Origin of the sequence: Paenibacillus sp. FSL P4-0127 (assembly GCF_038007325.1) — a bacterium.
Classification (GTDB): Bacteria; Bacillota; Bacilli; order Paenibacillales; family Paenibacillaceae; genus Fontibacillus; species Fontibacillus macerans.
In genome coordinates this window covers 4525114-4548457 of sequence record NZ_JBBOWY010000001.1, presented here as the reverse complement: position 1 = coordinate 4548457, position 23344 = coordinate 4525114, and the positions used below count along the sequence as shown (strand labels likewise).

General features: G+C 56.1%; 18 protein-coding genes. 10 read left to right on the top strand and 8 right to left on the bottom strand.

Annotation, left to right across the window (positions count from 1 at the left end; genetic code table 11):
• Nucleotides 1-7: 7 nt before the first annotated feature.
• From NYE74_RS20555 to NYE74_RS20545, 3 genes are all read right to left on the bottom strand, one after another.
• Nucleotides 8-337 (bottom strand): hypothetical protein, encoded by a 330-nt coding sequence (locus NYE74_RS20555; protein WP_213510333.1) that lies wholly within the window; start codon nt 335-337, stop codon nt 8-10.
• 666 nt (nt 338-1003) lie between these two features.
• Entirely contained in the window at nt 1004-1636 is a 633-nt protein-coding gene (locus tag NYE74_RS20550) for a nitroreductase family protein (protein WP_213510334.1), read from the bottom strand.
• Between the two features lie 306 nt (nt 1637-1942).
• Nucleotides 1943-2875, bottom strand: coding sequence for a DMT family transporter (locus tag NYE74_RS20545; RefSeq protein ID WP_341005160.1), 933 nt, complete (start codon nt 2873-2875; stop codon nt 1943-1945).
• Nucleotides 2876-3084: 209 nt separating this feature from the next.
• Between NYE74_RS20545 and NYE74_RS20540 the strand changes: the two genes are divergently transcribed.
• Both NYE74_RS20540 and NYE74_RS20535 read left to right on the top strand, forming a co-directional pair.
• Complete coding sequence (locus NYE74_RS20540) at nt 3085-4428, top strand: aminotransferase-like domain-containing protein (protein WP_341005159.1); 1344 nt, start codon at nt 3085-3087, stop codon at nt 4426-4428.
• Nucleotides 4429-4574: 146 nt separating this feature from the next.
• Nucleotides 4575-7769: a bifunctional cytochrome P450/NADPH--P450 reductase gene (locus NYE74_RS20535; protein ID WP_036623168.1), complete on the top strand. Its 3195-nt coding sequence runs from the start codon at nt 4575-4577 to the stop codon at nt 7767-7769.
• 690 nt (nt 7770-8459) lie between these two features.
• On the opposite strand, the gene NYE74_RS20530 is transcribed toward NYE74_RS20535, so the two are convergent.
• The 5 genes from NYE74_RS20530 to NYE74_RS20510 form a co-directional block, all read right to left on the bottom strand.
• Nucleotides 8460-8876: a VOC family protein gene (locus NYE74_RS20530; RefSeq protein ID WP_036623166.1), complete on the bottom strand. Its 417-nt coding sequence runs from the start codon at nt 8874-8876 to the stop codon at nt 8460-8462.
• A 49-nt stretch (nt 8877-8925) separates the two neighbouring features.
• Complete coding sequence (locus NYE74_RS20525; protein ID WP_036623164.1) at nt 8926-9858, bottom strand: AraC family transcriptional regulator; 933 nt, start codon at nt 9856-9858, stop codon at nt 8926-8928.
• Between the two features lie 81 nt (nt 9859-9939).
• The gene (locus NYE74_RS20520; RefSeq protein WP_341005158.1) at nt 9940-11118 is read right to left on the bottom strand and encodes a MalY/PatB family protein; all 1179 of its coding nucleotides are present in this window, start codon (nt 11116-11118) and stop codon (nt 9940-9942) included.
• Nucleotides 11119-11175: 57 nt separating this feature from the next.
• On the bottom strand, nt 11176-11739 hold the full coding sequence (locus NYE74_RS20515; RefSeq protein WP_036623160.1) for a beta-class carbonic anhydrase: 564 nt from the start codon (nt 11737-11739) through the stop codon (nt 11176-11178).
• 30 nt (nt 11740-11769) lie between these two features.
• Complete coding sequence (locus NYE74_RS20510) at nt 11770-12093, bottom strand: iron-sulfur cluster biosynthesis family protein (RefSeq protein ID WP_213510338.1); 324 nt, start codon at nt 12091-12093, stop codon at nt 11770-11772.
• A 141-nt stretch (nt 12094-12234) separates the two neighbouring features.
• Between NYE74_RS20510 and NYE74_RS20505 the strand changes: the two genes are divergently transcribed.
• From NYE74_RS20505 to mutS, 8 genes are all read left to right on the top strand, one after another.
• On the top strand, nt 12235-13752 hold the full coding sequence (locus NYE74_RS20505) for a carboxypeptidase M32 (RefSeq protein ID WP_326045359.1): 1518 nt from the start codon (nt 12235-12237) through the stop codon (nt 13750-13752).
• Between the two features lie 272 nt (nt 13753-14024).
• Nucleotides 14025-15044, top strand: coding sequence for an ABC transporter substrate-binding protein (locus NYE74_RS20500; protein ID WP_213510340.1), 1020 nt, complete (start codon nt 14025-14027; stop codon nt 15042-15044).
• 345 nt (nt 15045-15389) lie between these two features.
• Nucleotides 15390-16220, top strand: a complete 831-nt coding sequence (locus NYE74_RS20495) for an ABC transporter ATP-binding protein (protein ID WP_213510341.1) — start codon at nt 15390-15392, stop codon at nt 16218-16220.
• Nucleotides 16221-16257: 37 nt separating this feature from the next.
• Nucleotides 16258-17004, top strand: a complete 747-nt coding sequence (locus tag NYE74_RS20490; protein WP_373872250.1) for an ABC transporter permease — start codon at nt 16258-16260, stop codon at nt 17002-17004.
• A gap of 105 nt (nt 17005-17109) precedes the next feature.
• Nucleotides 17110-18090 (top strand): aromatic acid exporter family protein, encoded by a 981-nt coding sequence (locus NYE74_RS20485; RefSeq protein ID WP_213510342.1) that lies wholly within the window; start codon nt 17110-17112, stop codon nt 18088-18090.
• Nucleotides 18091-18243: 153 nt separating this feature from the next.
• Nucleotides 18244-18786: an outer spore coat protein CotE gene (cotE, locus tag NYE74_RS20480; RefSeq protein ID WP_036623149.1), complete on the top strand. Its 543-nt coding sequence runs from the start codon at nt 18244-18246 to the stop codon at nt 18784-18786.
• A gap of 145 nt (nt 18787-18931) precedes the next feature.
• Complete coding sequence (locus NYE74_RS20475; protein WP_174719597.1) at nt 18932-20419, top strand: putative amidoligase domain-containing protein; 1488 nt, start codon at nt 18932-18934, stop codon at nt 20417-20419.
• A gap of 75 nt (nt 20420-20494) precedes the next feature.
• A complete protein-coding gene (gene mutS, locus NYE74_RS20470) occupies nt 20495-23341 on the top strand; it encodes a DNA mismatch repair protein MutS (RefSeq protein WP_213510343.1) in 2847 nt (948 codons plus the stop codon).
• Nucleotides 23342-23344 lie beyond the last annotated feature (3 nt).

The window sequence follows — 23344 nt, the reverse complement described above, 5'->3', positions numbered from 1 at the left end:
CCCTCCTTTAGGATGCGTGGGATCTCATCCCCCCGAATTCACCGGATTGCGGCCCGGCTCCGGAGTCGCCGCCATCGTAGCCGGTCCCGGGGGAGGCGCTGCCGTCATTACCGTTAAAGTCTTCAAACCGCGGTCTCCGCTCGGTTCCTTGATGATCATAGGTGAACTGGCCGCTGTTTTGTGCAGATTCGGATGCCGTGGATGAAGACGAAGTCGAGGATGAAGATGAGGATGGGTTCGCTGCATCACTGTGGCTTGCGTTCAGGCCGATCAGTCCGACGAATAACGCCGCGCTCGATACTCCGACACACCACTTTGTCCATTTGTTGTTTGCCATGGGGATGTCCTCCTTAGTTGAATAAGTCTAGTTGTAAGCTTAGTATGACTGCCCTACCTTAAGTCCATATGAAAACATACTGAAAGTTTGCTGAGGCTCTTGCTCGGTATCTTAGATTGGATCTTTTACAGAATCAGTGGAATCAACTTAACCTGTTTATTCGCCTGGTCGGATCGGAAGGCAGGCAAAAGCGTGTCTTGACCGGCTTGGCGCTGACAGAATTGCAAATCATACAACTAACTTTACATCCATTTACCCCAGCTTTCGATTAATTGTATTTCATACAATACTTTCCTCGTTTCTGTCCCTCCTCTTCGAAAGATAGCGGAGTAATTGCATGTTTTACACATAATCAAGCGCTAAGGCAGCATTCCGGATATGTAAGTGTACATTTTGCAACTACTCCATTCAACAGTGGATCAAGAAAGAAACCGGGGATTCGGATGGTCAGCTCCATTTTCAAGGAAGAGATCAGATAGGCTACAGGAAGAACAAGGGGGGATTGGGGCCGCCTTCGGCGACAATCGCCAAAAGCAATCCCGAACCAGTACCTGCCGCTATGCGAGGCTGTTTAGAGAAAAAGCAACCTCCGAGCAATTTGGCCAAGCCTCTATTTGGCGGACATAAAAAAGAAGCCCCTAGGCTGTAAGGAGCTTCTTCTTGTGGTCAAAACCCGTTCCAAACGACGGTCTGTTCGGCGGACAAACGGGTGGAAGGCCGGGCGGGGCGGGCCGCTTTCCCGACGGCAACGAGCATCACGGGAATATAACGTGACGGTATGTCAAACGCCTCGATCAATGCGCCGGCGTCGTAACCGCCCATCGGGCAGGTGTCATACCCGATCGCTTTGGCGGCAAGCATCAGCTGCATGGCGGCAAGAGAGGCGTTTCGTATCGCCTCATCCCGGGGAGCTTGCGGGTTGTTCAAATAAGCCCCTTCGATTTGAGCGATCAGGTTTGCCTTGATTTCTTCCGGCATTAACCCGGCAGCCACGTCGCGGCTCAAAATCATATCAGCGTCCCGGTGGGCCTCAAGGTCCCCCAGGACAGCGATCACGGCGGAAGCCTCCACCACCTGGCGCTGACCGTACGCTACCGGGAGCAGTTTCTCCTGAAGCCTCTGTTCAGCGATCACAAGAAATCTCCAGGGCTGAAGGTTCCAGGCGGAGGGGGCGCTCCCCGCTATTTCCAAAAGAAAGTTAATTTCGCTTTCGCTCAGCTTGTGCGCAGGATCAAAGTGCTTAACCGCATGGCGTTCCCGCATCACGGTAAAAAAGTCGGCTTGTACCGCGGAAGTCATCAAATCCACTCCTTAGTTGTAAATTTTTCTTTATAATCAAGGCCGGAGCCCCAAGCTTAGGCCGGCTAACGGACCGTATAGAGCCCTTATTTGCCCGAAGCGCTCTTATTTGCCAGAAAATGGGCGGAAATGAGCGTCGAACCGTCCAATAAGGTCCCTGGTATCCGTTACATCCCCAATGCTCCCGTTTTCGCTGAAATAACGGCCCTGGTATCCGTTAGAATCCAGCGGGTGGTGCAGATTGGTTAAGTTGCTTCGCCACCCGAGCGACACGCGCCATTTTCGGACTTGTTGTTTTCGAACTTGTTATTTTCGGCCTTGGTGTTCTCGGTCTTGCTGTTTCCGCCCTTGTTTTGCCCCCTTGCTTTTGGCTCCCAAGAGATTCGCGCCCGTTACACCGGCGATGATCAGGAGCGAGCCGATCACATGATACACCGTCACTTTCTCTCCAAGAACCATCGCCCCGGCGGCAATCGACACCACGGTCGACAAGTTGGAAAAGACGCTCACCCGCGAGGCTTCCAGCTTGGACAAGGCGTAATTTGAGCTTAACGCGGTGACGAGCGAAGACAGCACGCCGAGATAGATGACCGACAAAATAAACCTGCCGCTCCCAAGCGGCGCCAGCCAGTTCCCGAGCGTCCCGGCGGAGGCGTGCCCGGCCACCGAAACGGCCAGAAAAATCAAGCAGCCGATGCCGAGCGTCAAATAGCTGATCTCCCACGGACTGTAAAGCTTCAGCAGCGACCTTGCCAGCACGCTGTATCCGGCAAACGCCAGGCCGGACAAGAACAACAACAGAAGCCCTGCCACATTCCCGAAATCAATACGGCCGTTGCCCATAACAAAAATAAACACTACGCCGAATACGGAAAGAAGGATTCCCAGCTTCTGTCCCAAGGACGTCGTTTCCTTCAAAAAGACGTAGGCCAAAACCATCGTCAACACCGGCGTAAAAGCATACATAATGCCTCCCTCCGCGGAGTTGGCGTGCTGCAGCCCAAACGTTTGAAACAGGAAAAACCCCAACGGATAGAACGCAGCCAATAAAATCACCCGGAAGAGCGGCTTGCCTCGAAATTGAAGTTTGATCAGGCCCAGGGCTGCGGGAATCGACATCGCCGCAAACGAAACGGCAAAGCGGAAAGCCAGCGTATCGACAGGACCCGCGTCTTCCAAGGCGATTTTCGTAAACAGAAAAGAGAAGCCGATGATCGCGGCGTTGACCAAGGCGGACATATAAGCAAGAGTTTGTTTTTTGGATTCGATAAGCGGACAACCTCCTTAATGAGCTTCAAGGCTTGATTCTGTTCGCGAACAGTCATTCTGTAAGCAATGGTATAATGAATCATCGATAAGAAAAATCGCAATTTTTCAAAACTGTACCGATACAGATCAGCTGCATTGCGGCCAGTCCGGCAGTATTAACGGGAAAGGGGAGCAGAAACGTGAAAAAGTACATGGCCATCCTGTCCGACATCGAACGGAAAATAGCTGCAGGCCGATATCGCCCGGGACAAAAGCTTCCGCCGGTGCGCAAGGCCGCTCAAGAATACGAATGCAGCGCCAGCACGATCATCAAGGCCTACGCGGAGCTGGAAAAGCGGCATGCGATCTACTCCGTGGCGCAAAGCGGGTTTTATGTGGTCGGGCATTCCGCCGCAGCGCGGACAAGCGCAGAAAGCGATACCATCGATTTTACGTCGGCGTCGCCGGATATCGGCCTGTTTCCCTATCTCGATTTCCAGCACTGCCTCAACAAAGCGATCGATACGTACAAGGCCCAGCTCTTCACCTACGGAGATCCGCTGGGGATGGAGAAGCTGCGGCAAACGCTGGTTTCCCATCTGGCAAGCAATCAGGTGTTCGCCAAAATGGAGCATATCGCGGTCACCTCCGGCGTGCAGCAGGCGCTGGAAATTTTGGCGAAAATGCCTTTTCCGCACGGAAAGTCGGCCATCCTGGTCGAGCAGCCGAGCTACGATATTTATCTGCGCTTTCTCGCGGCGGAAAAAATCCCCGTGCAGGGTATCGCACGTACTGCGGCAGGGGTCGATTTAAGCGAACTGGAGGAGCGGTTCAAGAGCGGGGGGATCAAATTTTTCTACACCATGTCCCGCAATCACAACCCGCTGGGGACGACGTTAAGCACGGAACAAAGAAAGGCGATCGCCAAATTGGCCGAAAAATACGACGTATACGTCGTTGAGGATGACTATATGGCCGACCTGGGCGATGAGCGGGGATATTCCCCGATCCATGCGTATGACAGCGCCTCGCGCATCATTTATTTGAAAAGCTTTTCCAAGGTCGTTTTTCCCGGGCTGCGATTGGGCGTTGCCGCGCTGCCGGGCGAGCTTTTGGAACAGTTTCGAGCTTATAAAAATTATGGCGACACCTCTCTGTTGTCCCAGGCCGCACTGGAGGTGTACATCAAAAACGGCATGTACGAACGCCACAAGCAAACCTTATTCGACCGGTATTCCGAACGGATTCGAACGTTGTTGGAAGCGGTGCGGCGGCATGCCGAAGCCGGGCAGGCCGAGGTTCCGGACGTCAACTCGGGCATATTCGCGCAGCTGCGCTTGCCCCGGGAGGTCAATTTGGAACGTTTGACGGAGCGGCTGGCGGCCAGAAATATCCGGGTGTCACCCGGCAAAGCGTTTTATTTGGCGGACTATCTGGCGAGGGAGAAGTTTTTGCGGATCAGCGTTTCAAGGGTGCCGCTGGCGCAAATCGATCCGGGCGTCAGGGCGATTGTGGAGGAAGCCGCTAAGGCATGGGGAAAATGACGGAAATGCGCCTCTTTGTTCAACCGCTATTCGCTATTGGACAATTCTTGCTGAATAATAAAATGGGAAATTTATCAACCTAAAAGAGGTTGTCCAAAAAGAATAGTTTGCGGCAATCCCAAAGCAAAAAGGAGTGTTCGTTCCCGATGGATCAGCAACTAGAACCGATCCCCCAGCCCAAAACCTACGGGGCGCTCGGCAACCTGCCTTTGATCGATAAAGATTTGCCTACTCTATCTTTTGCCAAACTGGCCGACGAGTTCGGACCGATTTACCGGTTCGAGGTGGCCAACCGCTCATTTATCGCCGTATCCGGACATAAGCTTGCAGCTGAGGTTTGCGACGAGTCGCGTTTTGACAAAAGCATCGGCCATTTGCTGAAAGTACGCGATTTTGCCGGCGACGGTTTATTTACCAGCCTGACGAAGGAGCCGAATTGGGCCAAAGCGCATCATATTCTTATCCCTTCCTTTAGCCAGCCGGCGATGAAAGGTTACCACGCGCGCATGGTCGACATCGCCCTGCAGCTCGTGCAAAAATGGGCCCGGCTGAACCCCGACGACAGCATCAATGTGCCGGAGGACATGACCCGGCTTACGCTGGATACGATCGGTTTATGCGGATTCGATTACCGGTTCAACAGCTACTACCGGGAAACGCCAAATCCGTTTATCGTCAGCATGGTGAACGCGCTCGACGAAGCGATGCATTATTCGAGCCGGCTGCCGATTCAGAACAAATTGATGGTGAAGAAAAAACGCCAATACGAACGCGACATTCAATCGATGTTTTCCCTGGTCGACCGCATCATCGCCGAACGCAAGGCGAGCGGGGAGCAGGGGGGCACCGATTTGCTCGCCCGGATGCTCAGTGCGGCCGAGCCGGAAACCGGGGAGCTGCTGGATGACGAAAATATCCGTTTTCAGATTATCACCTTCCTCATCGCCGGGCATGAGACGACAAGCGGCTTGCTGTCGTTTACCATCTATTTTTTGCTGAAAAATCCGGATGTGCTGAAAAAAGCCTATGAAGAGGTGGATCAAGTTTTAACGGACCCCGTTCCCAGCTACGAGCAGGTGCGGAAGCTGAACTATATCCGCATGATTTTGGACGAATCGCTGCGGCTGTGGCCGACCGCCCCGCAATTCGGTTTGTTCGCCAAGGAGGATACCGTCATCGGCGGCAAATACGCGGTCAAGAAGGGCGAGACGGTCGCGGTTATCCTGCCGAAGCTGCATCGGGACAAGGAGGCTTGGGGGGAGGACGCCGAACAATTCCGGCCGGAGCGGTTCGAAGATCCGAAAAAAATACCCCACGATGCTTATAAACCGTTCGGGAACGGACAGCGGGCCTGTATCGGCCGGCAGTTTGCCCTTCACGAAGCGGCGCTCGTTCTCGGGATGATTCTGCAGCGGTTCGAGCTCATCGATCATACGAATTATCAGCTCAAAGTCAAACAGACGTTGACGCTAAAGCCCGAAGGTTTTACGATCCGGGTGGCGCCCCGCTCGAAAAAAGAAAACCTCGCCGGGAAAGTGCTTCCCGTCCAGGAAGCCGGCAAAGGACCGCTTCAGATGCTGGAAGCGGAAACGCCCCGGCCGGCGGCGCTGGTCGGGATTAACGACCGTCCGCTGCTCGTTCTCTACGGTTCGGAAATGGGAACGGCGGAAGGAATCGCCCGGGAGCTGGCCGACCTGGCGCGCCTGCATGGAGTCCGCAGCGAAGCCCAGCCTTTAAACGAGCGGGTCGGGAATCTGCCCAAAGAAGGGGCGGTCATTATCGTCACCTCCTCGTATAACGGCAGACCTCCGGCGAATGCCAAACAATTTGTGGAATGGCTGGAGGAAGTGGAGCCGGGCAGCCTGGCCGGCGTCAATTATACGGTGTTCGGCTGCGGCGACCGCAACTGGGCAAGCACATACCAGCATGTGCCGAAATTTATCGACGAGCAAATGGAGCTCAAGGGAGCCAAACGTTTCTCGGTACGCGGCGAAGCCGACGCCAGCGGCGATTTCGAGCAGCAGCGCGAAACGTGGGAGTCGCGGATGTGGGGCGAGGCGATGGACTTTTTCGGGATCGCTTTGAATCCGAACGCCGAAAGGGAGCGCAGCACGTTAAGCATCCGATTCGTAAACGAATTGACAGAATCGCCGCTGGTGCAGTCCTACGATGCGGTTTCCGCCGCGGTAGCGCTTAACCGGGAATTGCAGGCCGAAGGCAGCGAACGGAGCACCCGGCATATCGAGCTGTCCCTGCCGGAAGGACTCGGCTACAGCGAAGGCGATCATCTGGGCGTACTGCCGGAAAACAGCGGCGTTCAAATCGAACGGCTCTTAAAGCGGTTCGGTTTAAGCGGGGCGGATCAAGTGATCATGACGGCCAGCGGCTTCAGCGCGGCCCATCTTCCTTTGGATCGGCCGGTGAACCTGCGCGATCTGCTGGCGCATGGCGTGGAGCTTCAGGAGCCGGCGACCCGGGCGCAAATTCGCGAACTGGCGTCTTACACGGCATGTCCGCCCCATAAACGCGAACTCGAGCAGCTGCTGGAAGGGGAAAATTACACGGCGCAGATCGTCAAACGCCATATCACCATGCTCGATTTGCTGGAAAAATACGCAGCGTGCGAAATTCCGTTCGAACGCTTTATGGAATTGCTGCCCCCGCTTAAGCCGAGATATTACTCGATCTCCAGTTCGCCCAAAATATCTCCGGAAACGGCCAGCATCACCGTGGGCGTCGTTCGCGGGCCGGCCTGGAGCGGGCAGGGCGAATACCGCGGAGTGGCGTCCAATTATTTGGCGGAAGCCAACCCGGGGGACCGCGTCGTCATGTTCGTCCGTACGCCGGCATCCGGGTTCCGGCTGCCGGACGATCCCGGGACGCCGGTCGTTATGGTCGGGCCGGGAACCGGGCTGGCGCCGTTCCGCGGTTTCCTTCAGGCGCGCTCGGCGCTGAAGCGGGAGGGGGAACAGCTTGGACGCGCCATGTTGTTTTTCGGCTGCCGGAACGAGGCCGACTTTATTTACCGGGATGAGCTGGAAGGCTATGTGCGGGACGGAATCGTTTCGCTGTATACGGCGTTTTCCCGGAAGGACGGCGTCCCCAAAACGTATGTTCAGGACCTGATCGAGCAAAATGCCGAAGAAGTGATAACCTTGCTGGCAAGCGGCGGACATCTGTATATTTGCGGGGACGGCAGCCGCATGGCGCCGGATGTGGAAGCGCGCCTGCTCCAGTCCTATCAAAAGGTTCAGGGAACCGGAGCGCGAGAAGCGAAGGAGTGGCTGGAGGGCTTGAACGCGGAAGGACGGTACGCCAAGGATGTGTGGACCGGGGTGTAAGGGGGCGGCGTATTTGCAGAGACTGCTGAAGGAACGGTAAAAAGGGAGTTTGGCTAATTTTTAGGGAACTCGCCCAGGTCGAGCATGAGGTTAACAGCGATGGAATGCGGGGCTTGAGACCGCTATTCGGGAACTTGAGCGAGTTGAAGCCTTTCGCATAAAAGGAACTATATGCCACTCCCGCTACGTTGCGATATAAGGAAGAGAGGGACCCTCCCACCACGAAATGCAAAAGTGCAGGCGGTTTTTGTCGGAACTCCTCTAAACCGGTGGTTCAAATGCAAAAGTGCAGTTCATTTCCGGTAAAAAGTTACTTTTTTATCATATAGCCCAAAATGAGATGCACATTTGCATTTCAATCGCTCTAAAATCGTAATTTAGGGGAAATAGAATGCACTTTTGCAGTTGATCCGGTCGGGCCATCCTTCTTTCCATGAAAGATGATAAACTCGCCCCGCAGCCCTTAACCAAACCCGGCTTGGTGTAATCCCAGCAACGGACCTGAATGACCGTATTCGTCCATTTCCCGGGTATTTCCCGCTCTAACGAGCTCACCTGTCGTTATCGGGCTTCCAAATAAGTCCTTTGGGCTAATGTGACGGGGATAAGCCATCTCGGTCCGTTAGCGCCGGTGATATGAACAAAGCCGATGCTGATATGAAAAAGTTGATTAGGTGTCTTCCCGTTTCCTTAATTCTCCCAAGCCGGATTCCAGACAACTTCCCACAGATGGCCGTCGGGGTCTTGGAAATAACCCGAATACCCGCCCCAAAACGTGTCGTGCGCCGCCAGGGTGATGGTGGCGCCGGCCTGTTCGGCTTCCTTCATGACCCGGTCCACCTCTTCTTTGCTGCTTACGTTGTGGCCCAGCGTAAATTCGGAAGGACTGGCCGCGGTTTGGGGAATTTGCGCGTCATGGGCCAAATTTTTGCGGCTGAACAGGGCGAGCCGGATCCCCGGCTCCAAATCGAAAAACGCCACGGCGCCATGCTCAAATTCTTGTCCGACAATGCCTTCGGTCGGGAATCCCAGACCGTCGCGGTAAAATTTTACCGACTTCTCCAGGTCGTCCACGCCGATCGTAATGACTGTAATACGCGGTTTCATATCAATGGAACCTCCTTGTGCCAAATGGATGGGTTTGCTCTGCTTTATTTTAGTCGGCCGCATGGGGGAGCGTATTGTAAAAATCGGACACGCCCCCGAATTCCCGCACCGCCGTCATCGGAGAACAACCGTAATATCGCTTAAACTCACGGATCATATGCGCTTGATCAAAATAACCGTGCTTGAGAGCAAGGGAGGCTCCGTCCATTTCGGGGGGATTCCGGATGGATTGGATTACCGCCTGAAAGCGCACGATTTCACTGAACTTTTTAGGGCTCGTCCCGATCCGGTTCAGGAATATCCGGTTCATTTGGCGCGCGCTGATCACCTCTTGTTTAGCCAACTCGCGGACGCTCATTTTTCCTCCGGAAACCAAAATGCGGTGCAGCAGATTTCGAAACTGGTTTTCACCTCCAGCCCCATCCATCCACATAGCGGACAGCAGGAATTGTTCGGCAATGTGAACCCTGCCGCGAAACGAAGTCTCCGCAAATATTCGGGATGCCGTCTCGTCCGTCATTCCCGGCCAAATGAGATCAAGCGCAACGAGTGTGTTGGTAAGTTCCCCGAGCGGCAAACCGAGCAGCGCGTAGGCTGCTCCGGGAAAAAAACGGATGCCGAAGTTGCACAGGGGATAGTCCCGGTCGTAACGAATCGCAAACGGCTCGTCCGATAATCCGCAAAACAGCACGCTGTAGCGACCCCGCTTAAGATCATGCGAAAATAAAATATCGCTGCAGCCGTCCGGGATTACCCGGTCAATCGGCTTGTTCTTGTGCCGAAGAGACCGGTTTAAGTTCAGCCGCGGATCTTGGATTTGATGTTCCCGCACGGAGTCTCCTTCGCCAGCAGGTTCGCTCTGCCAATAACAGGAGACGAACGGAGCCAGCATCGGGGAGGGGGGCAGCTCGCGGTATCGGTAAGCCGGATCTCTTCCGTTGGCCTGTTTGGGTTGAAAAAGCGTATGGAGATGCGTCGGCATAAAAACGGTCCTCCTTCGCAAGGCAATACCTGCGGATTACACAAAGAACCTGGCGGCTGGGCCAGGTTCTTCCGTTGACGTTTATTTCGTTGCCGCCGCCACGGCCGAGGCGAAACGTTCCAGCGCTTCGGCCAGCAGCTCGCGCGAGCAGGCGAGGTTGACGCGCAGGAAACCTTCGCCGTTCCTCCCGTATATGGAGCCTTCGGTAAATGCAACTTTGGCGTCCTTGTACATCAACCGTTTCAACGCAGCTCCGTCAAGTCCCAAAGCGCGGCAGTCGATCCAGAGCAGGTAGGTTCCCTCCGAGCGGACCGGGATCAGCATCGGCAGACGCTCGGCCAAAAAACCGACCGCAAAATCCCGGTTGGCCCCGATGTATTCCAGCACCGCTTCCAGCCAATCTTCGCTTTCATTATAGGCCGCGATCGTGGCCGGAGGGCCGAAGTAATTCACCGAACCGATGGCCAGGGCATCGATCCGGTCAGTGAATTTCTGCCGCAGCTGCGGGCTGGAAATGACGGTGAACGAACTGGCCAGTCCGGGAATGTTAAACGTCTTGGACGGCGCCAGGCAGGTGATGGTCATGTCCGCATGCTGCTGGGACAACGAGGCGAACGGATAATGGCGGTTGCCGGGGAACACGAGATCGCAATGGATTTCATCCGATACGACCTTCACCCCGTACCGGCTGCAAAGCTCTCCCAACCGTTCCAATTCCGCTTTCGTCCAGACTCGCCCGCCGGGATTGTGCGGGTTGCAGAGCAGCATCAGCTTGGCGCCTTGCTGCATCAAGCTTTCCAGATGGCCGTAATCCATCCGGTAGGCGCCGTCTTGCAAAACCAGCGGATTTTCGGCCACCTTGCGCCCGTTCTTCACGATCACATCGTAAAAGGGGTTATAAACCGGGGACTGCAAAATAACGGCATCCCCAGGTTCCGTCAGCGACTGAACGGCGACGCTTAGCGCAGGAACGACCCCGGGAGTATTGGCGATCCAGGAAGCGTTCAGCTGCCATCCGTGCCGTCTGCCAAACCAGCCGATAATCGCATCCAGATATTCCTGAGGTCTGGTCGTATAGCCATAGATTCCGAGCTTGGCCCGTTCGGTGACCGCGCTGATCACCGCCGGCGGGCATTTGAAATCCATATCGGCCACCCACAGGGGAAGCACGTCGGGATCGCCAAACAGCTTTTTGCCGAGATCCCATTTTTCGGAACATGTTCCTTTGCGTTGCGTGCGTTCGTCAAACTGATAATTCATTTATGTTAACACCCTTTCCGCTTCATACACTTCGATGCGATCCTTAAATGCATACTACTACTCTTCGTAACCGTTGACGACGACTTCCAGTTCTCCCGTCGTGGAGTCGATCAGCATCCCGTGAACGGGAACGCCGGCAGGGAGAAGCGGATGATTTTTGACCAGGTTCACGGTTTGAATGACCCCTTGCTTCTCATTGTCAACACCGCGCAGCCACTCGTTGAGTTTGATGCCGGAATGTTCCAGCGTGTTCAGCACGTCTTCGGAAATGCCGCGTTCGCGCATCGAACCGATCATTTGATCGGAATTTAGCGCAGCCATGCCGCATCCGGTATGGCCCACGATGTATACTTCTTGCGCGCGCAGCTCGTAAATCGCAACCAGCAAGCTGCGCATGACGCTGCCGAAGGGATGGGAAATGAGCGCCCCCGCGTTTTTGATCAGCTTGACATCGCCGTTGCGCAGGTTCATCGCTTTCGGGAGCAGCTCCACGAGCCGCGTATCCATACAGGTGACAATGGCCATTTTTTTCTCGGGGAATTTGTCCGTCATGTATTTCTCGTATTCTTTATCGGCGACGAATTTACGGTTAAACTCCAGGATAGTATCAAGTTGGGTCATTGGTTTTGCCTCCTAGGATAAAATTTGGGATTACCGCCGGTCTACCAGGCGAATATTCGATTTGTAAAATTGCGACCTGCCGTCAAGCCGAAAGGTTCCGGTCGTTTCTTCGCCGCTTAAGGTCAGCTCTTCTTCAAAAAAAACGGCCTGCATCCGGTCGATCCAGAACGGATAGGCGTCGTTTTCCAAGGGGATATCGTAATCGCCCGGCTTGGAGACGAGCTGCAGACCGGGAACCCCGCTCATGCCGCAGCCGCAGTTTTCCGTATCATACACGATGCGCAGCATGCCCGGCTTATCGGCGAGGGACGTCCGGATGAGCTTTTCCGCCGCCGTATTAAGAGTTACTTTCATCGCGCCATAGCGCCTCCTTTTTGTCTGGAAGTCAATTATCTCAAAAATAAATTATACAACCCGCCTTAAAATTTGATTATACGGTTTGTTAAAAGTATCATCAAGAGTAGCAGTTATTTTAGAGTAAAGGTGGGAATGGCGATGAAACAGGAAACGGCGGAAAAGTGGGGACTTTTTCGCGGACTTCTGCAAAAAATTCAGAGCTATCATGAGGCGGTCGCGCTGATGAACTGGGATTTACGCACCGGCGCGCCGAGAAAAGGGGCGGAAACCCGCGCGAAATCGATCGGGCTGTTGTCGACGGAGGCGTTCAAAATGGAAACTTCGCCGGAAATGGGAGAGTATCTCGCCTATTTAAGCCAGCCTGCGGTTATGGACGAACTGGACGATATCCAGCGGAGAATGGTGCTTGACGTGCAGGAGGAGTATGAGCGCAGCGTTAAAATTCCGCCGGAAAAGTTCCAAGCGTACACCGAACTGACGGCGCACGCCGAAACGCTATGGGAGGATTTCAAGGAAAACGCCGATTTTCCGGGTTTTGAACCTTATTTGACGCAAATCGTGGAGAAAACCCAGGAATTCATCGATTATTGGGGACCCAAAGCGACCCGTTACGATACGCTTTTACATATGTATGAACCCGATTTGACCGTGGAGAAGCTGGATCAAGTGTTCGGACAGCTGCGCGACCGGCTCGTGCCGCTTGTCGCGGCGGTGACGAACGCGGCGAACAAGCCGGAGGCGTCGTTCCTGAAGCAGCGGTACGACGTAGGGCCGCAGGAGAAGTTCAGCTTGTTCCTGCTGGAGCAAATCGGCTACGATTTCGAGGCCGGGCGGGTCGACGAAACCGTGCATCCGTTCGAAACGACGATCAATCACGGCGATGTGCGGATTACGACGAATTACAAACAGAATGACGTGGCCAGCGCGATTTTCAGCTCGCTGCACGAAGGCGGGCACGCGTTGTATGAACAAAACGTAGCCGATGAGCTCGCCGAAACGCCGCTGGGGCAGGGAACGTCGATGGGCATTCACGAATCGCAGTCGCGGTTCTGGGAGAACGTCATCGGCCGCAGCCGGGAGTTCTGGAACCGGTACTTCGGCGAGTTGCAGCAGCATTTCCCCGAGCAGCTTAAAGACGTGACCGCGGAGATGTTTTACCTGGCGGTGAACCGCGCGGAAAATTCGCTGATCCGGATCGAAGCGGATGAACTGACCTATAATCTGCACATCATCATTCGCTATGAGATCGAGAAGATGCTCTTTAACGAAGGGCTGCCGGTCAGCGAACTGCCTAAAGTGTGGAACGAGAAGTATCAGACTTATCTCGGCTTGACGCCGCCGGACGACGGGGTTGGCGTATTGCAGGACGTGCATTGGTCGGGCGGGCTGTTCGGCTACTTCCCTTCCTATGCGCTCGGCAACATGTACGCCGCCCAAATCGCAGGCACGCTGCGCAAGGAAATGCCGGAGCTCGACGCCTTAGTGGAGGCCGGCAACTTCCAGCCGATCAAGGAATGGCTGACCGACAAAATCTACAAATACGGGAAAAGCCGCAAGCCGGCGGAAATTATCAAGGCGGTGACCGGAGAAGATCTGAATCCGGACTACTTGGCCGATTACCTGGAACAAAAATTCAAAAGCATCTACGGGCTGTAAACGGCCGTTGCCTGGCCGCACAAGCCTCCAATCCGTAGTGGCGAAACCTCCAATCCAATTGGGATTGGGGGTTTTTTGCTGATTGGAATTATCCAATAGAATGGTCGGCGGAATCTATTGAATATTTCCAATGGGAATTCGAAATGGCGGCCGGTTTCCGTCAATCCATTCGTTTTTTCCAATCAAGCCCCAGGGCACTTCACTCCTTAACCTTTTGCTGGGCAATAGCATACTATTAAGTATCCGGCAAGTTGGAAGGAGTGTGAACGTGGATGATAAAGCGCCGTACGGTGTTATGGCTGGCCGCCGCGGTGCTGCTGGGCGCGGTTTTTGCGGGCTGCGGCAATGGCGGCCAAACTCAGAAGGTAAAGGTCGGGGAAGTGACCCGTTCCGTTTTTTATGCCCCCCAATACGTTGCCTTTGAAAAAGGCTTCTTCAAGGAAGAGGGCCTCGATGTGGAGCTGCAAACGACGTCGGGCGGTGATAAAACGATGACCGCGCTGTTGTCCGGGGCTGTGGACGTGGCGCTGGTCGGGGCGGAAACATCGATTTACGTCTATCAGCAGGGTTCGGACGATCCGGTGATCAATTTTGCCCAACTGACGCAAACGGACGGAACTTTCCTTGTGTCCAGAGAGGATGTCGGCGAATTCGATTGGGAGAAATTGAAAGGGAGCGTTTTTCTCGGCCAGCGGAAAGGCGGCATGCCGCAAATGGCCGGCGAGTTCACCCTGCGCAAGCGGGGAATCGATCCGCATCAGGATTTGGAGCTGATTCAAAACATCGATTTCGCCAACATCACCGCCGCATTCGCCTCGGGCACCGGCCAGTTCGTCCAGCTGTTCGAGCCGCAAGCCTCCATCATCGAGCGGGAAGGAAAAGGCCATGTCGTCGCCTCCTTCGGTACGGAAAGCGGCAAATTGCCCTATACGGTCTTTATGACCAAACAAAGCTATATCCAAGATCATCCGGAAGTGGTGCAGAAATTCACCAATGCGGTTCATAAGGCCCAGCGCTGGGTTCAGGAGCACACGCCGGAGGAAACGGCCGAAACGATCGCGCCTTTCTTCAAGGACACGGATCGGGATATTCTGGCCAGCTCCGTCAAGCGTTATTTGGAGCAGGGAACTTACGCCGAAACGCCGGCCTTGGCCGAGGATGCCTGGAACAACCTGCTTGATGTGATGGAAAGCGCCGGGGAATTAAACGAGCGGGTAGAGCTTAAGAAGCTGGCCGACAACCGGTTTGCCGAAAAAGCGGTACAATCCGCCTCCGCAGCTGCCGGCCGGTAAAACCGGCATTTATAATGCGTGTTCAATTCGATGCCGAGTTACACTTAGTAGTTAACTCCTTCTTATATCTTCAAAAGCTGACTTTTCGAACAACCTTAAAGTGCGAGTTCAAAAAGTCGGCTTTTCAGCACCGAGAAGGTTGGATGAAGCTAGGGACGTCAGGAGCGGAGCGTACGTTTTGGGTACGTGAGCACCTGAAATGTTTCCGTAGGAAACATACATCGAAAGCATATGCTTGGCCCGGCTGAATTCAAGATTCGACGTCGAGAACACTTCCTGACCCGCTTCGTGATCAAAAGATGACTTTTTGAACAACCTCTTACACGGAAAAGGAGCGTGAGCGCTTTGTTGCCTGTTTTGGAACTGAAGGATCTGGATCAGGTTTACGTGACGGATCGGGAAGCCGTGCTAGCCCTGAAAGGGATGAATTTGACCGTGGAATCCGGTGAATTCATCAGCCTGGTCGGTCCCAGCGGATGCGGAAAGACCACGCTGCTTTCCGTGATGGCCGGGCTGCTGGCTCCTTCCCGGGGGGAAGTGCTGCTGCACGGCAAGCCGGTAACCAAACCGACCTCGAAAGTAGGCTACATGCTGCAGCAGGATTATTTGTTCCCGTGGCGGACCATCCTCGGCAACGCCGTGATCGGCCTTGAGCTCACCGGACGCTTGACCCGGGAAACGACGCAAACGGTAAGGAACCTGCTGGCCGAGATGGGGCTTGGCGATACGGCCGGCCTGTACCCCGGCCAATTGTCGGGGGGCATGCGCCAGCGGGTGGCGCTGGTGCGGACGCTGGCCACCGATCCGGAGGTGCTGCTGCTCGACGAGCCGTTTTCGGCGCTCGATTACCAGACGAAGCTGCAGTTGGAGGATCTTGTCGCCGGCACGCTGAAGCAGCGGAAAAAAACGGGCGTGCTCGTGACGCATGATTTGTCCGAGGCGATCGCCGTCAGCGACCGGGTTATCGTGCTGGCCCCAAAGCCCGGCAGAATCCGGAGCATGTATACCGTTCCGGACAACATCCGCAGGGCCCTGCCTTTTTATGCCCGGGAGGAAGCGGGATTCAACGAATTGTTTCAGGAGATTTGGCGGGATCTCGAGACATCGGATGAAGGAGGAGGGGCCATTGATGCAGGCGGATGTAACGCGTTTGCCGGATCGGGAACGTTGGCTTAGAGAAAAATGGAACCAGCACCGGAAGCAAAAGCGGAAGATGAAGCGGATGGTGCTGGCGGTCCAAATCTTTCTGTTGCTGCTGTTGATCGGATGGTGGGAGCTTGCCGGCCGGATGAAGTGGATTGATGTGCTGATCTTCAGCTATCCGTCCAAGGTGGCAAGGCAAATATTCAAAGATGCGGCGAGCGGCGCGCTGTGGCCGCATCTGGCGATGACGGTCGGCGAGACGGCGGTCGGGTTTTTGCTGGGCACGCTGCTCGGGACGCTGCTCGCCGTGCTGATCTGGTGGTCGCCTTTTCTGTCCAAGGTGCTTGATCCGTACATGGTCGTCTTCAACAGCATGCCGAAGGTGGCCTTAGGGCCGATTTTTATCGTCATGTTCGGAGCCGGCTTCACCGCCATCGTCGTGACGACGCTGTCGATCACCGTGATCGTGACGACGCTGGTCGTGTTCAACAGCTTCAATGAAGTCGACGCCAACCTTGTCAAGGTCATTCGCACATTCGGAGGAAGTCGGCGCGACGTGTTTATGAAGGCGATCTTGCCGGCGTCGTTTCCGACCATCGTCTCGACGTTGAAGGTGAATGTCGGCATGGCCTGGGTCGGCGTCATCGTCGGCGAATTCCTCGTCGCCAAAATCGGGCTCGGCTATTTGATCGTCTACGGGTTTCAGGTGTTCAACTTTACCTTGGTCATCTCCAGCCTGGTCATTATTGCGGTTGTCGCCACGGCGATGTATCAACTGGTCGTTTATATCGAGCGGAAACTGGTTCGGGAGCGGTAACGCTCCTTTTTCGTTTTGGCGGGATTGTAAGCGGGCGTGAAATCAAGTAGGATATTTTCATACAATCGACAATAGGCGGCAAATCCATACATAAGGGTGGTCTTCATGCGCATTGTTAAAACGGCTATTGCTACGCTGCTCGCGATTTTGATCGCGGAATTTACCGGGGTGGACGGGGCGTTGTCCGCGGGCCTGCTGGCCATTCTCGGGGTGGATGTGACCCGCAAGCGCAGTCTTGTGACGATCTCGGCGCGTTTTTTCGCCTCGATTTTGGGACTGATTCTGGCCTTTATCCTGTTTTACGTGCTGGGATTCCATATTTGGGTGCTGGCGATTTATATTTTGATCGCTTTCCCGCTGATTGCCAAAGCCCGCTTTAAAGAAGGCATCGTGACCAGCTCGGTCGTCGTGTTCCGGGTGTTTGGCGGGGAGGAGGTTTCCTGGCACGTCATGCTGACTCAGGTGGAGCTGTTGATCATCGGCCTCGGCTCGGCGCTGCTGGTCAATTTCCTGTACATGCCGAAACCGGAGGAGAAGCTCATGGAAATCCGGCGGCAGGTGGACGGACGGTTTTCCGTCATTTTTCGGCAAATCGCCGCCTCGCTGCGCGACCCGTATCATCTATGGGACGGCAAAGAGCTGACGGAAGCGGCTAAGCTTGTGGATGAAGGCTTGTCCGCCGCCAGGCGCGCCGTGGAAAATCAGATGATTTTTCCGAACGAGGCCTGGACGGTGTATTTTTATATGCGCAAACAGCAGCTGGACCGGATCGAAGGCATGCTGGAGCTAATCTCGCAAGTGTACCAGCGGATGCCGCAAGGAGAGATTGCCGCTCTGCTGTTCGACCGCCTGAGCATTGACGTAAGTCAAGAGGAATATACCGGTATTACCGAGCGGATGCTGGCCGAGCTGGAGCAGCAGTTCAAAACGATGGAGCTGCCGTCGAGCCGCGAGGAATTTGAAATCCGTTCGGCGATATTGCAGCTGTGCCGCGAGCTATCTTTATATCTCGAAGTTTCGAAAAAAAGCAAGGCGCCGCTCCCCTTGAAAGCGGCCGGGCGGAAAAAAACGCTGTTGGGCCGCTGATTTTCCGGGCGTTTTTCGTCCTTAAAACTAGCGGCAATTACATATACTGCCTAATAAAAGCAACCATAATATTTTTTATTTATCTCTGCATATTCAACATTCGCCTATGTCCTGCATACACTTAAGTGAATGATGTATGGAGGAGGTACTAACATGTCATTGAAATATCAAAGTAGAGAGGTCATTACGAAAGCGATCTGCGGCAAAGGTCGTAAGTTCTCTACCGTAACACATACCGTGACTCCACCGCACAAACCGTCCAGCATTCTGGGGGCCTGGATCATCAATCACCAGTACGAGGCGGTCGCGGCGGGAGACGGAATTGAAGTTATTGGTACTTACGATATCAACATCTGGTATTCCTACGATAAAAATTCACAGACCGAGGTCGCCAAGGAAACCGTATCTTACGTCGAGAATGTGCCGCTGAACTACCTCGATGCGAGACACCGCGCCTCGACGGTCGAAGTTTCCGCGGAAGCCACGCAGGAACCGAGCACCGTCGAGGCCAACGTGACGGGAGACGGCCGCGTTCTGATCCGCGTGGAGCGCGAGTTCGCGGTGGAACTGATCGCCGAAACGAAGCTGAACGTCCTTGTCGTGCCGGGGGGCATTGAAGACAAGGATTATGATTTCGGCTCCGAGCTGGGAGACTACGAAGATCTGGATCCCGATCTCCTCGACGACGAACTGTAATTCAAGCCTTATACATTCGGATGTTGAGCGCCAGGTGTTCGGGCTACAATGTAGCATATGCAGCAGGGGCGTCGTCGAAGAGGGCGGCCGCCCTCTTTTTGTGGAAATTTTTTCGAAAAGCCGAATGAGACGGGAGATGCGGACCGTGAACAGGGAAAAATATACTGTGCTTAAAATCCGCGTCGCTTCGGAAGAATCCAAAACGCGTCTGACGCAGGCTTTGGAGCGAAGCGGCGGCCGTTATCGAGTGATTCGCCCTTTCGGGACGGAACGTACGGAAAGGCTTCGCGGCAAACGAAAAAGCCGCGCAGAGCGCCGCGGCGCCTGGATTCATTACGGACCGGAGGAGGCCTACTGGGGCGGCGGGGTACAGGAGATCGTCCTTAACCGTTCCTGCGTTGTAACGCCGCAGCGGCCGCCGGAGGACGCGAGCCGCCGTTTGCGGGCAGCCGGGATCAGCGTATCGGATGCGCTGCTGCCGCTATCTTCAGGCTCCGGCATGGAGCTGCCGCCGCGCCGGTTTATCCGGCGGTACGCGGTAAGCGTGTTTCACCTGCGCGCCCTGGAGGCCCGGCCGCTGGGACGGAGCGGGCATGCGCTGCAATTCCCCGCCAACGGGCCGGCCCCGGGCTCCGTGCTGTGGAAACGGCTGGAGTCCACGGCGGTCCGGGCTTTATACGCGCTGGGGCTGGATATGGGAGAGGTCGTGATCGCGGCCGGAGAAGAAGGCCGCTTTACGGTGGAAGCCCTCTCCCTGGCGCCGGAGGTGCCGGACCTGCGGCAAGCCGGCCTGTTCGCCCGGGCGATCCGCGAAGCGATGGAAGAATTGGAGCAAGCCGGCGAAGCCGCGCAGGAACCGCTGATCGGGATGGACCCGGAATTTTTGCTGGTGAATCCGGCCACCGGCAAAGTGATCCCGGCCTCGCGCTACCTCAGCCGCCATGGCGCTGCCGGGTGCGACGTGCTGCGTTACCGCGGGCGCCGCATGTTTCCGCTCGCCGAGCTGCGTCCGCAGCCGGGACATGATCCGCGCGAAACCATCGTTCACCTGATGCGCGCTTTTCGCGCGGCGGGCGAGGCGATCGATGACCGGGAGCTTGTCTGGCAGGCCGGAGCCATGCCGCAGCGAGGGTTTCCGCTCGGCGGACATCTCCACTTCAGCGGCGTTCCGCTGACGAGCGAGCTGCTGCGGACCTTTGACAACTATTTGGCGCTGCCGCTTGCGGTGCTGGAGGATGGCCGCAGCCATCGCCGCCGTCCGCGCTACGGGTTTCTCGGCGACGTCCGCCGCAAAGATTACGGCGGCTTCGAGTACCGGACGCTGCCCAGCTTTTTGATTTCCCCTCTGGTGGCCAAAGGGACCGTCGCTCTGGCCCGCCTCATCGCCGAAAACGCCGGACAGCTCAATCGCAGGCCGCTGGAGAAAACGGCCGTTTTCACCGCGTTTTACGCCGGCCGGCAACAGGAACTGCGTTCCGTTTTGCCCCCGCTGATCCAAGATCTCCGCGCCGCCGCCGCTTATCCCCGCTACGAAAGCTATATCGCTCCTCTCCTGGAAGCGGTCCTGTCCGGGCGAACCTGGGACGAAAGCGCCGATATCCGTCCGTTATGGAATTTGCAAATTCGTTCGTAACCCCTACCCGTCTTTCTCTGCTATAATAGAATTCTACGAATGACATGAAAATAGAGGCAAATCTGGAGGGGAATCATGGCTACCTACACGCCGATGATCGAACAATATTTGCGGGTCAAGGCGGAGGCGCAGGACGCGTTTCTGTTCTTCCGGCTCGGCGACTTTTACGAAATGTTTTTTGACGATGCGATTTTGGCGGCCAAAGAGCTGGAAATCACGCTGACCGGCCGGGATGGGGGGGCCGACGAGAAAATACCGATGTGCGGCGTTCCTTACCATTCGGCGGACAACTATATTCAGCGGCTGATCGAAAAAGGATACAAGGTGGCGATTTGCGAGCAGACCGAAGATCCCGCCCAGGCCAAGGGAGTGGTCAAGCGCGAGATCGTGCGGGTGATCACCCCGGGCACGATTATGGAAGGGAAAACGGTTGGCGATAAAGTCAACAATTACATAGTTTGCGTAACCGAACGCCAGGGGCTGATGGCTTTGTCCGCCTGCGACCTGTCCACGGGAGCCCTGTACGCCACCTCGTCGCCTTCAAGCAAGGAGTGGCTGCGGGACGAGCTGGGGCTGTACGATCCGGCGGAAATCATCGGGGATTCCGAGCTGCTTGATTGGATTAAGGAGCAAGCGGCTCCGCTCAGCAAGCCGGTCGTGTATACTCCGTGGAACAAGCCCAAGGAGGATGCCGGCCGGACGCAGTTCGGCGAGGCCGAATGGATCCGCCTGGAGCCCGAACGCCGGGAAAACATCGCCCTGCTGGTCGGTTACTTGAGCGAAACGCAAAAGCGTTCGCTGGGGCAGTTGACGAAGATTCACGCGTACGAGCCCGAGCAGTTTATGATTCTCGATCCGTTTACCCGCCGCAATCTCGAACTGGTCGAAACGGTGCGGGAACGTTCCAAAAAAGGCTCCCTGCTGTGGCTGCTGGACCGGACGGAGACATCGATGGGCTCGCGCCTGCTGCGCCGCTGGATCGACAAGCCTTTGCTGCAGCGCGCGCGGATCGAGGAACGGCTCGAAGCGGTCGAGCATCTGCATGGCGGCTTTATTTTGCGTGAGGATTTGCGCAGCTCGCTGCACAATATTTACGATTTGGAACGGCTCGTCGGCAAGGTGGCGTTTGGCAGCGCCAACGGGCGGGATATGGTCGCGCTGAAAACTTCGCTGCGCCAGGTGCCGGCGATCAAGGAGCTGTGCGGAAGCGCGGATTCGTCCACGCTGCGGCGGCTGGCGGGAACGATGGACGATTGCGCGGATCTGGCCGATATGATCGAGGCGGCGATTGCCGACGATCCGCCGGTATCGGTGCGGGAAGGCGGGATCATTAAAGCCGGTTATCATGCGCGGCTGGACGAGCTGCGGGAGGCCGGCGTAAACGGCAAGCGCTGGATCGCCGAGCTTGAGGCGGCCGAACGGCAGGCGACCGGCATCAAATCGCTGAAGATCGGCTACAACAAAGTGTTCGGCTATTACATCGAAGTTACGCGGGCGAACCTGTCCGCGCTCCCGGAAGGCCGCTACGAACGGAAGCAGACGCTGGCCAACGCCGAGCGGTTTGTCACCCCCGAGCTGAAGGAGAAAGAAGCGCTGATTCTCGAGGCCGAGGAAAAAATGGTCGATTTGGAGTATGCGCTGTTCAGCGAGCTGCGGGAGAAAATCGCCGCGGAAATTCCCCGGCTGCAGCAGTTGGCCGAACGGATCGCCGAAATCGACGTGCTGCGCTCGCTGGCGGTGGTCGCGGCGGAGAACCGCTTCGTGAAGCCGGCGCTGACCGACGGATATGACCTGATCGTGGAGCAGGGCCGCCACCCGGTGGTGGAATCGGTCATGAACGATACGGCGTTCATCGCCAACGGCACCGCCCTGCGCAAAGAGGAGGCGAGCATCCTCTTGATCACCGGGCCGAACATGGCCGGGAAAAGCACGTATATGCGCCAGGTGGCGCTGATATCGATCCTGGCCCAGATCGGCAGCTTCGTGCCCGCGGCCAAAGCGGAAATTCCGCTGGTTGACCGCATTTTCACGCGGATCGGGGCGGCGGACGATCTGATCGGCGGCCAGAGCACGTTTATGGTTGAAATGGCCGACATTCAGATCATGACCGAAAAAGCAACGCCGCGCAGCTTGATCATCATCGACGAATTGGGCCGGGGAACGTCGACCAGCGAGGGGATGGCCATCGCACAAGCGGTGATCGAATACGTGCACAACAAAATCGGCTGCAAGGCGCTGGTGTCCACGCATTTCCACGAGCTGGCCCATCTGGAGCACAGCCTCGGGTCCTTGCGCAATTACAGCATGGCCGTGCAGGAGAGCGGGGACAAAGTCCACTTCCTGCGCAAGCTGATCCCGGGGGCCGCGGATACGAGCTACGGCATCTACTGCGCCCGTTTGGCCGGGCTGCCGGAGGAAATCATCGGACGCGCCTACGGGCTGCTTCAGGATCTGGAGCAAAAGGCGCCGGTGTCCGGCGGCGGAGCGGGAGCGAAAACGAATGCGGGAGATGGGGTGTCTCCGGCTGGGCAAGGATCGAGCGGGGAAGCCGCGGGTACGGACGGCTCTGGCCTGGCGGCGGATGCGCAGCTCGCCGGCGCCGCGCTGAATCGCGAAACGACGCTGTCCTATAGCACCGGGACCATGGACCCGTCTACGTCCGCCGGCAAGTATGCATCGGCCTCGCAAGAGGCGGCGGCAGCGCGGACATCCTTGAAGGACGAGCTTGTGGGTGCGGAAGAAGTTGTGCAGCTGTCCATCTTTGGCGACGAAACGCCGCCGAAGAAAGCGAAGCCGGCCGCCGAGGACCCAGGGGCCCGGCAGATCATTAACATGCTTAAAAGTGCCGATTTGATGAATATGACGCCGCTGCAGGCGATGCAGCTCGTGAACGAGCTCAAGATGAAGGCTAAAGACATGTAGCCA

What these genes read in the sequence shown, in the direction of transcription:
- NYE74_RS20555 (WP_213510333.1), bottom strand. Translation starts at nt 337, where the DNA reads ATGGCAAACAACAAATGGACAAAGTGGTGTGTCGGAGTATCGAGCGCG.
- NYE74_RS20550 (WP_213510334.1), bottom strand. Translation starts at nt 1,636, where the DNA reads ATGACTTCCGCGGTACAAGCCGACTTTTTTACCGTGATGCGGGAACGC.
- NYE74_RS20545 (WP_341005160.1), bottom strand. Translation starts at nt 2,875, where the DNA reads ATGTCCGCCTTGGTCAACGCCGCGATCATCGGCTTCTCTTTTCTGTTT.
- NYE74_RS20535 (WP_036623168.1), top strand. Translation starts at nt 4,575, where the DNA reads ATGGATCAGCAACTAGAACCGATCCCCCAGCCCAAAACCTACGGGGCG.
- NYE74_RS20530 (WP_036623166.1), bottom strand. Translation starts at nt 8,876, where the DNA reads ATGAAACCGCGTATTACAGTCATTACGATCGGCGTGGACGACCTGGAG.
- NYE74_RS20525 (WP_036623164.1), bottom strand. Translation starts at nt 9,858, where the DNA reads ATGCCGACGCATCTCCATACGCTTTTTCAACCCAAACAGGCCAACGGA.
- NYE74_RS20520 (WP_341005158.1), bottom strand. Translation starts at nt 11,118, where the DNA reads ATGAATTATCAGTTTGACGAACGCACGCAACGCAAAGGAACATGTTCC.
- NYE74_RS20515 (WP_036623160.1), bottom strand. Translation starts at nt 11,739, where the DNA reads ATGACCCAACTTGATACTATCCTGGAGTTTAACCGTAAATTCGTCGCC.
- NYE74_RS20510 (WP_213510338.1), bottom strand. Translation starts at nt 12,093, where the DNA reads ATGAAAGTAACTCTTAATACGGCGGCGGAAAAGCTCATCCGGACGTCC.
- NYE74_RS20505 (WP_326045359.1), top strand. Translation starts at nt 12,235, where the DNA reads ATGAAACAGGAAACGGCGGAAAAGTGGGGACTTTTTCGCGGACTTCTG.
- NYE74_RS20500 (WP_213510340.1), top strand. Translation starts at nt 14,025, where the DNA reads ATGATAAAGCGCCGTACGGTGTTATGGCTGGCCGCCGCGGTGCTGCTG.
- NYE74_RS20490 (WP_373872250.1), top strand. Translation starts at nt 16,258, where the DNA reads ATGAAGCGGATGGTGCTGGCGGTCCAAATCTTTCTGTTGCTGCTGTTG.
- NYE74_RS20485 (WP_213510342.1), top strand. Translation starts at nt 17,110, where the DNA reads ATGCGCATTGTTAAAACGGCTATTGCTACGCTGCTCGCGATTTTGATC.
- cotE (WP_036623149.1), top strand. Translation starts at nt 18,244, where the DNA reads ATGTCATTGAAATATCAAAGTAGAGAGGTCATTACGAAAGCGATCTGC.
- mutS (WP_213510343.1), top strand. Translation starts at nt 20,495, where the DNA reads ATGGCTACCTACACGCCGATGATCGAACAATATTTGCGGGTCAAGGCG.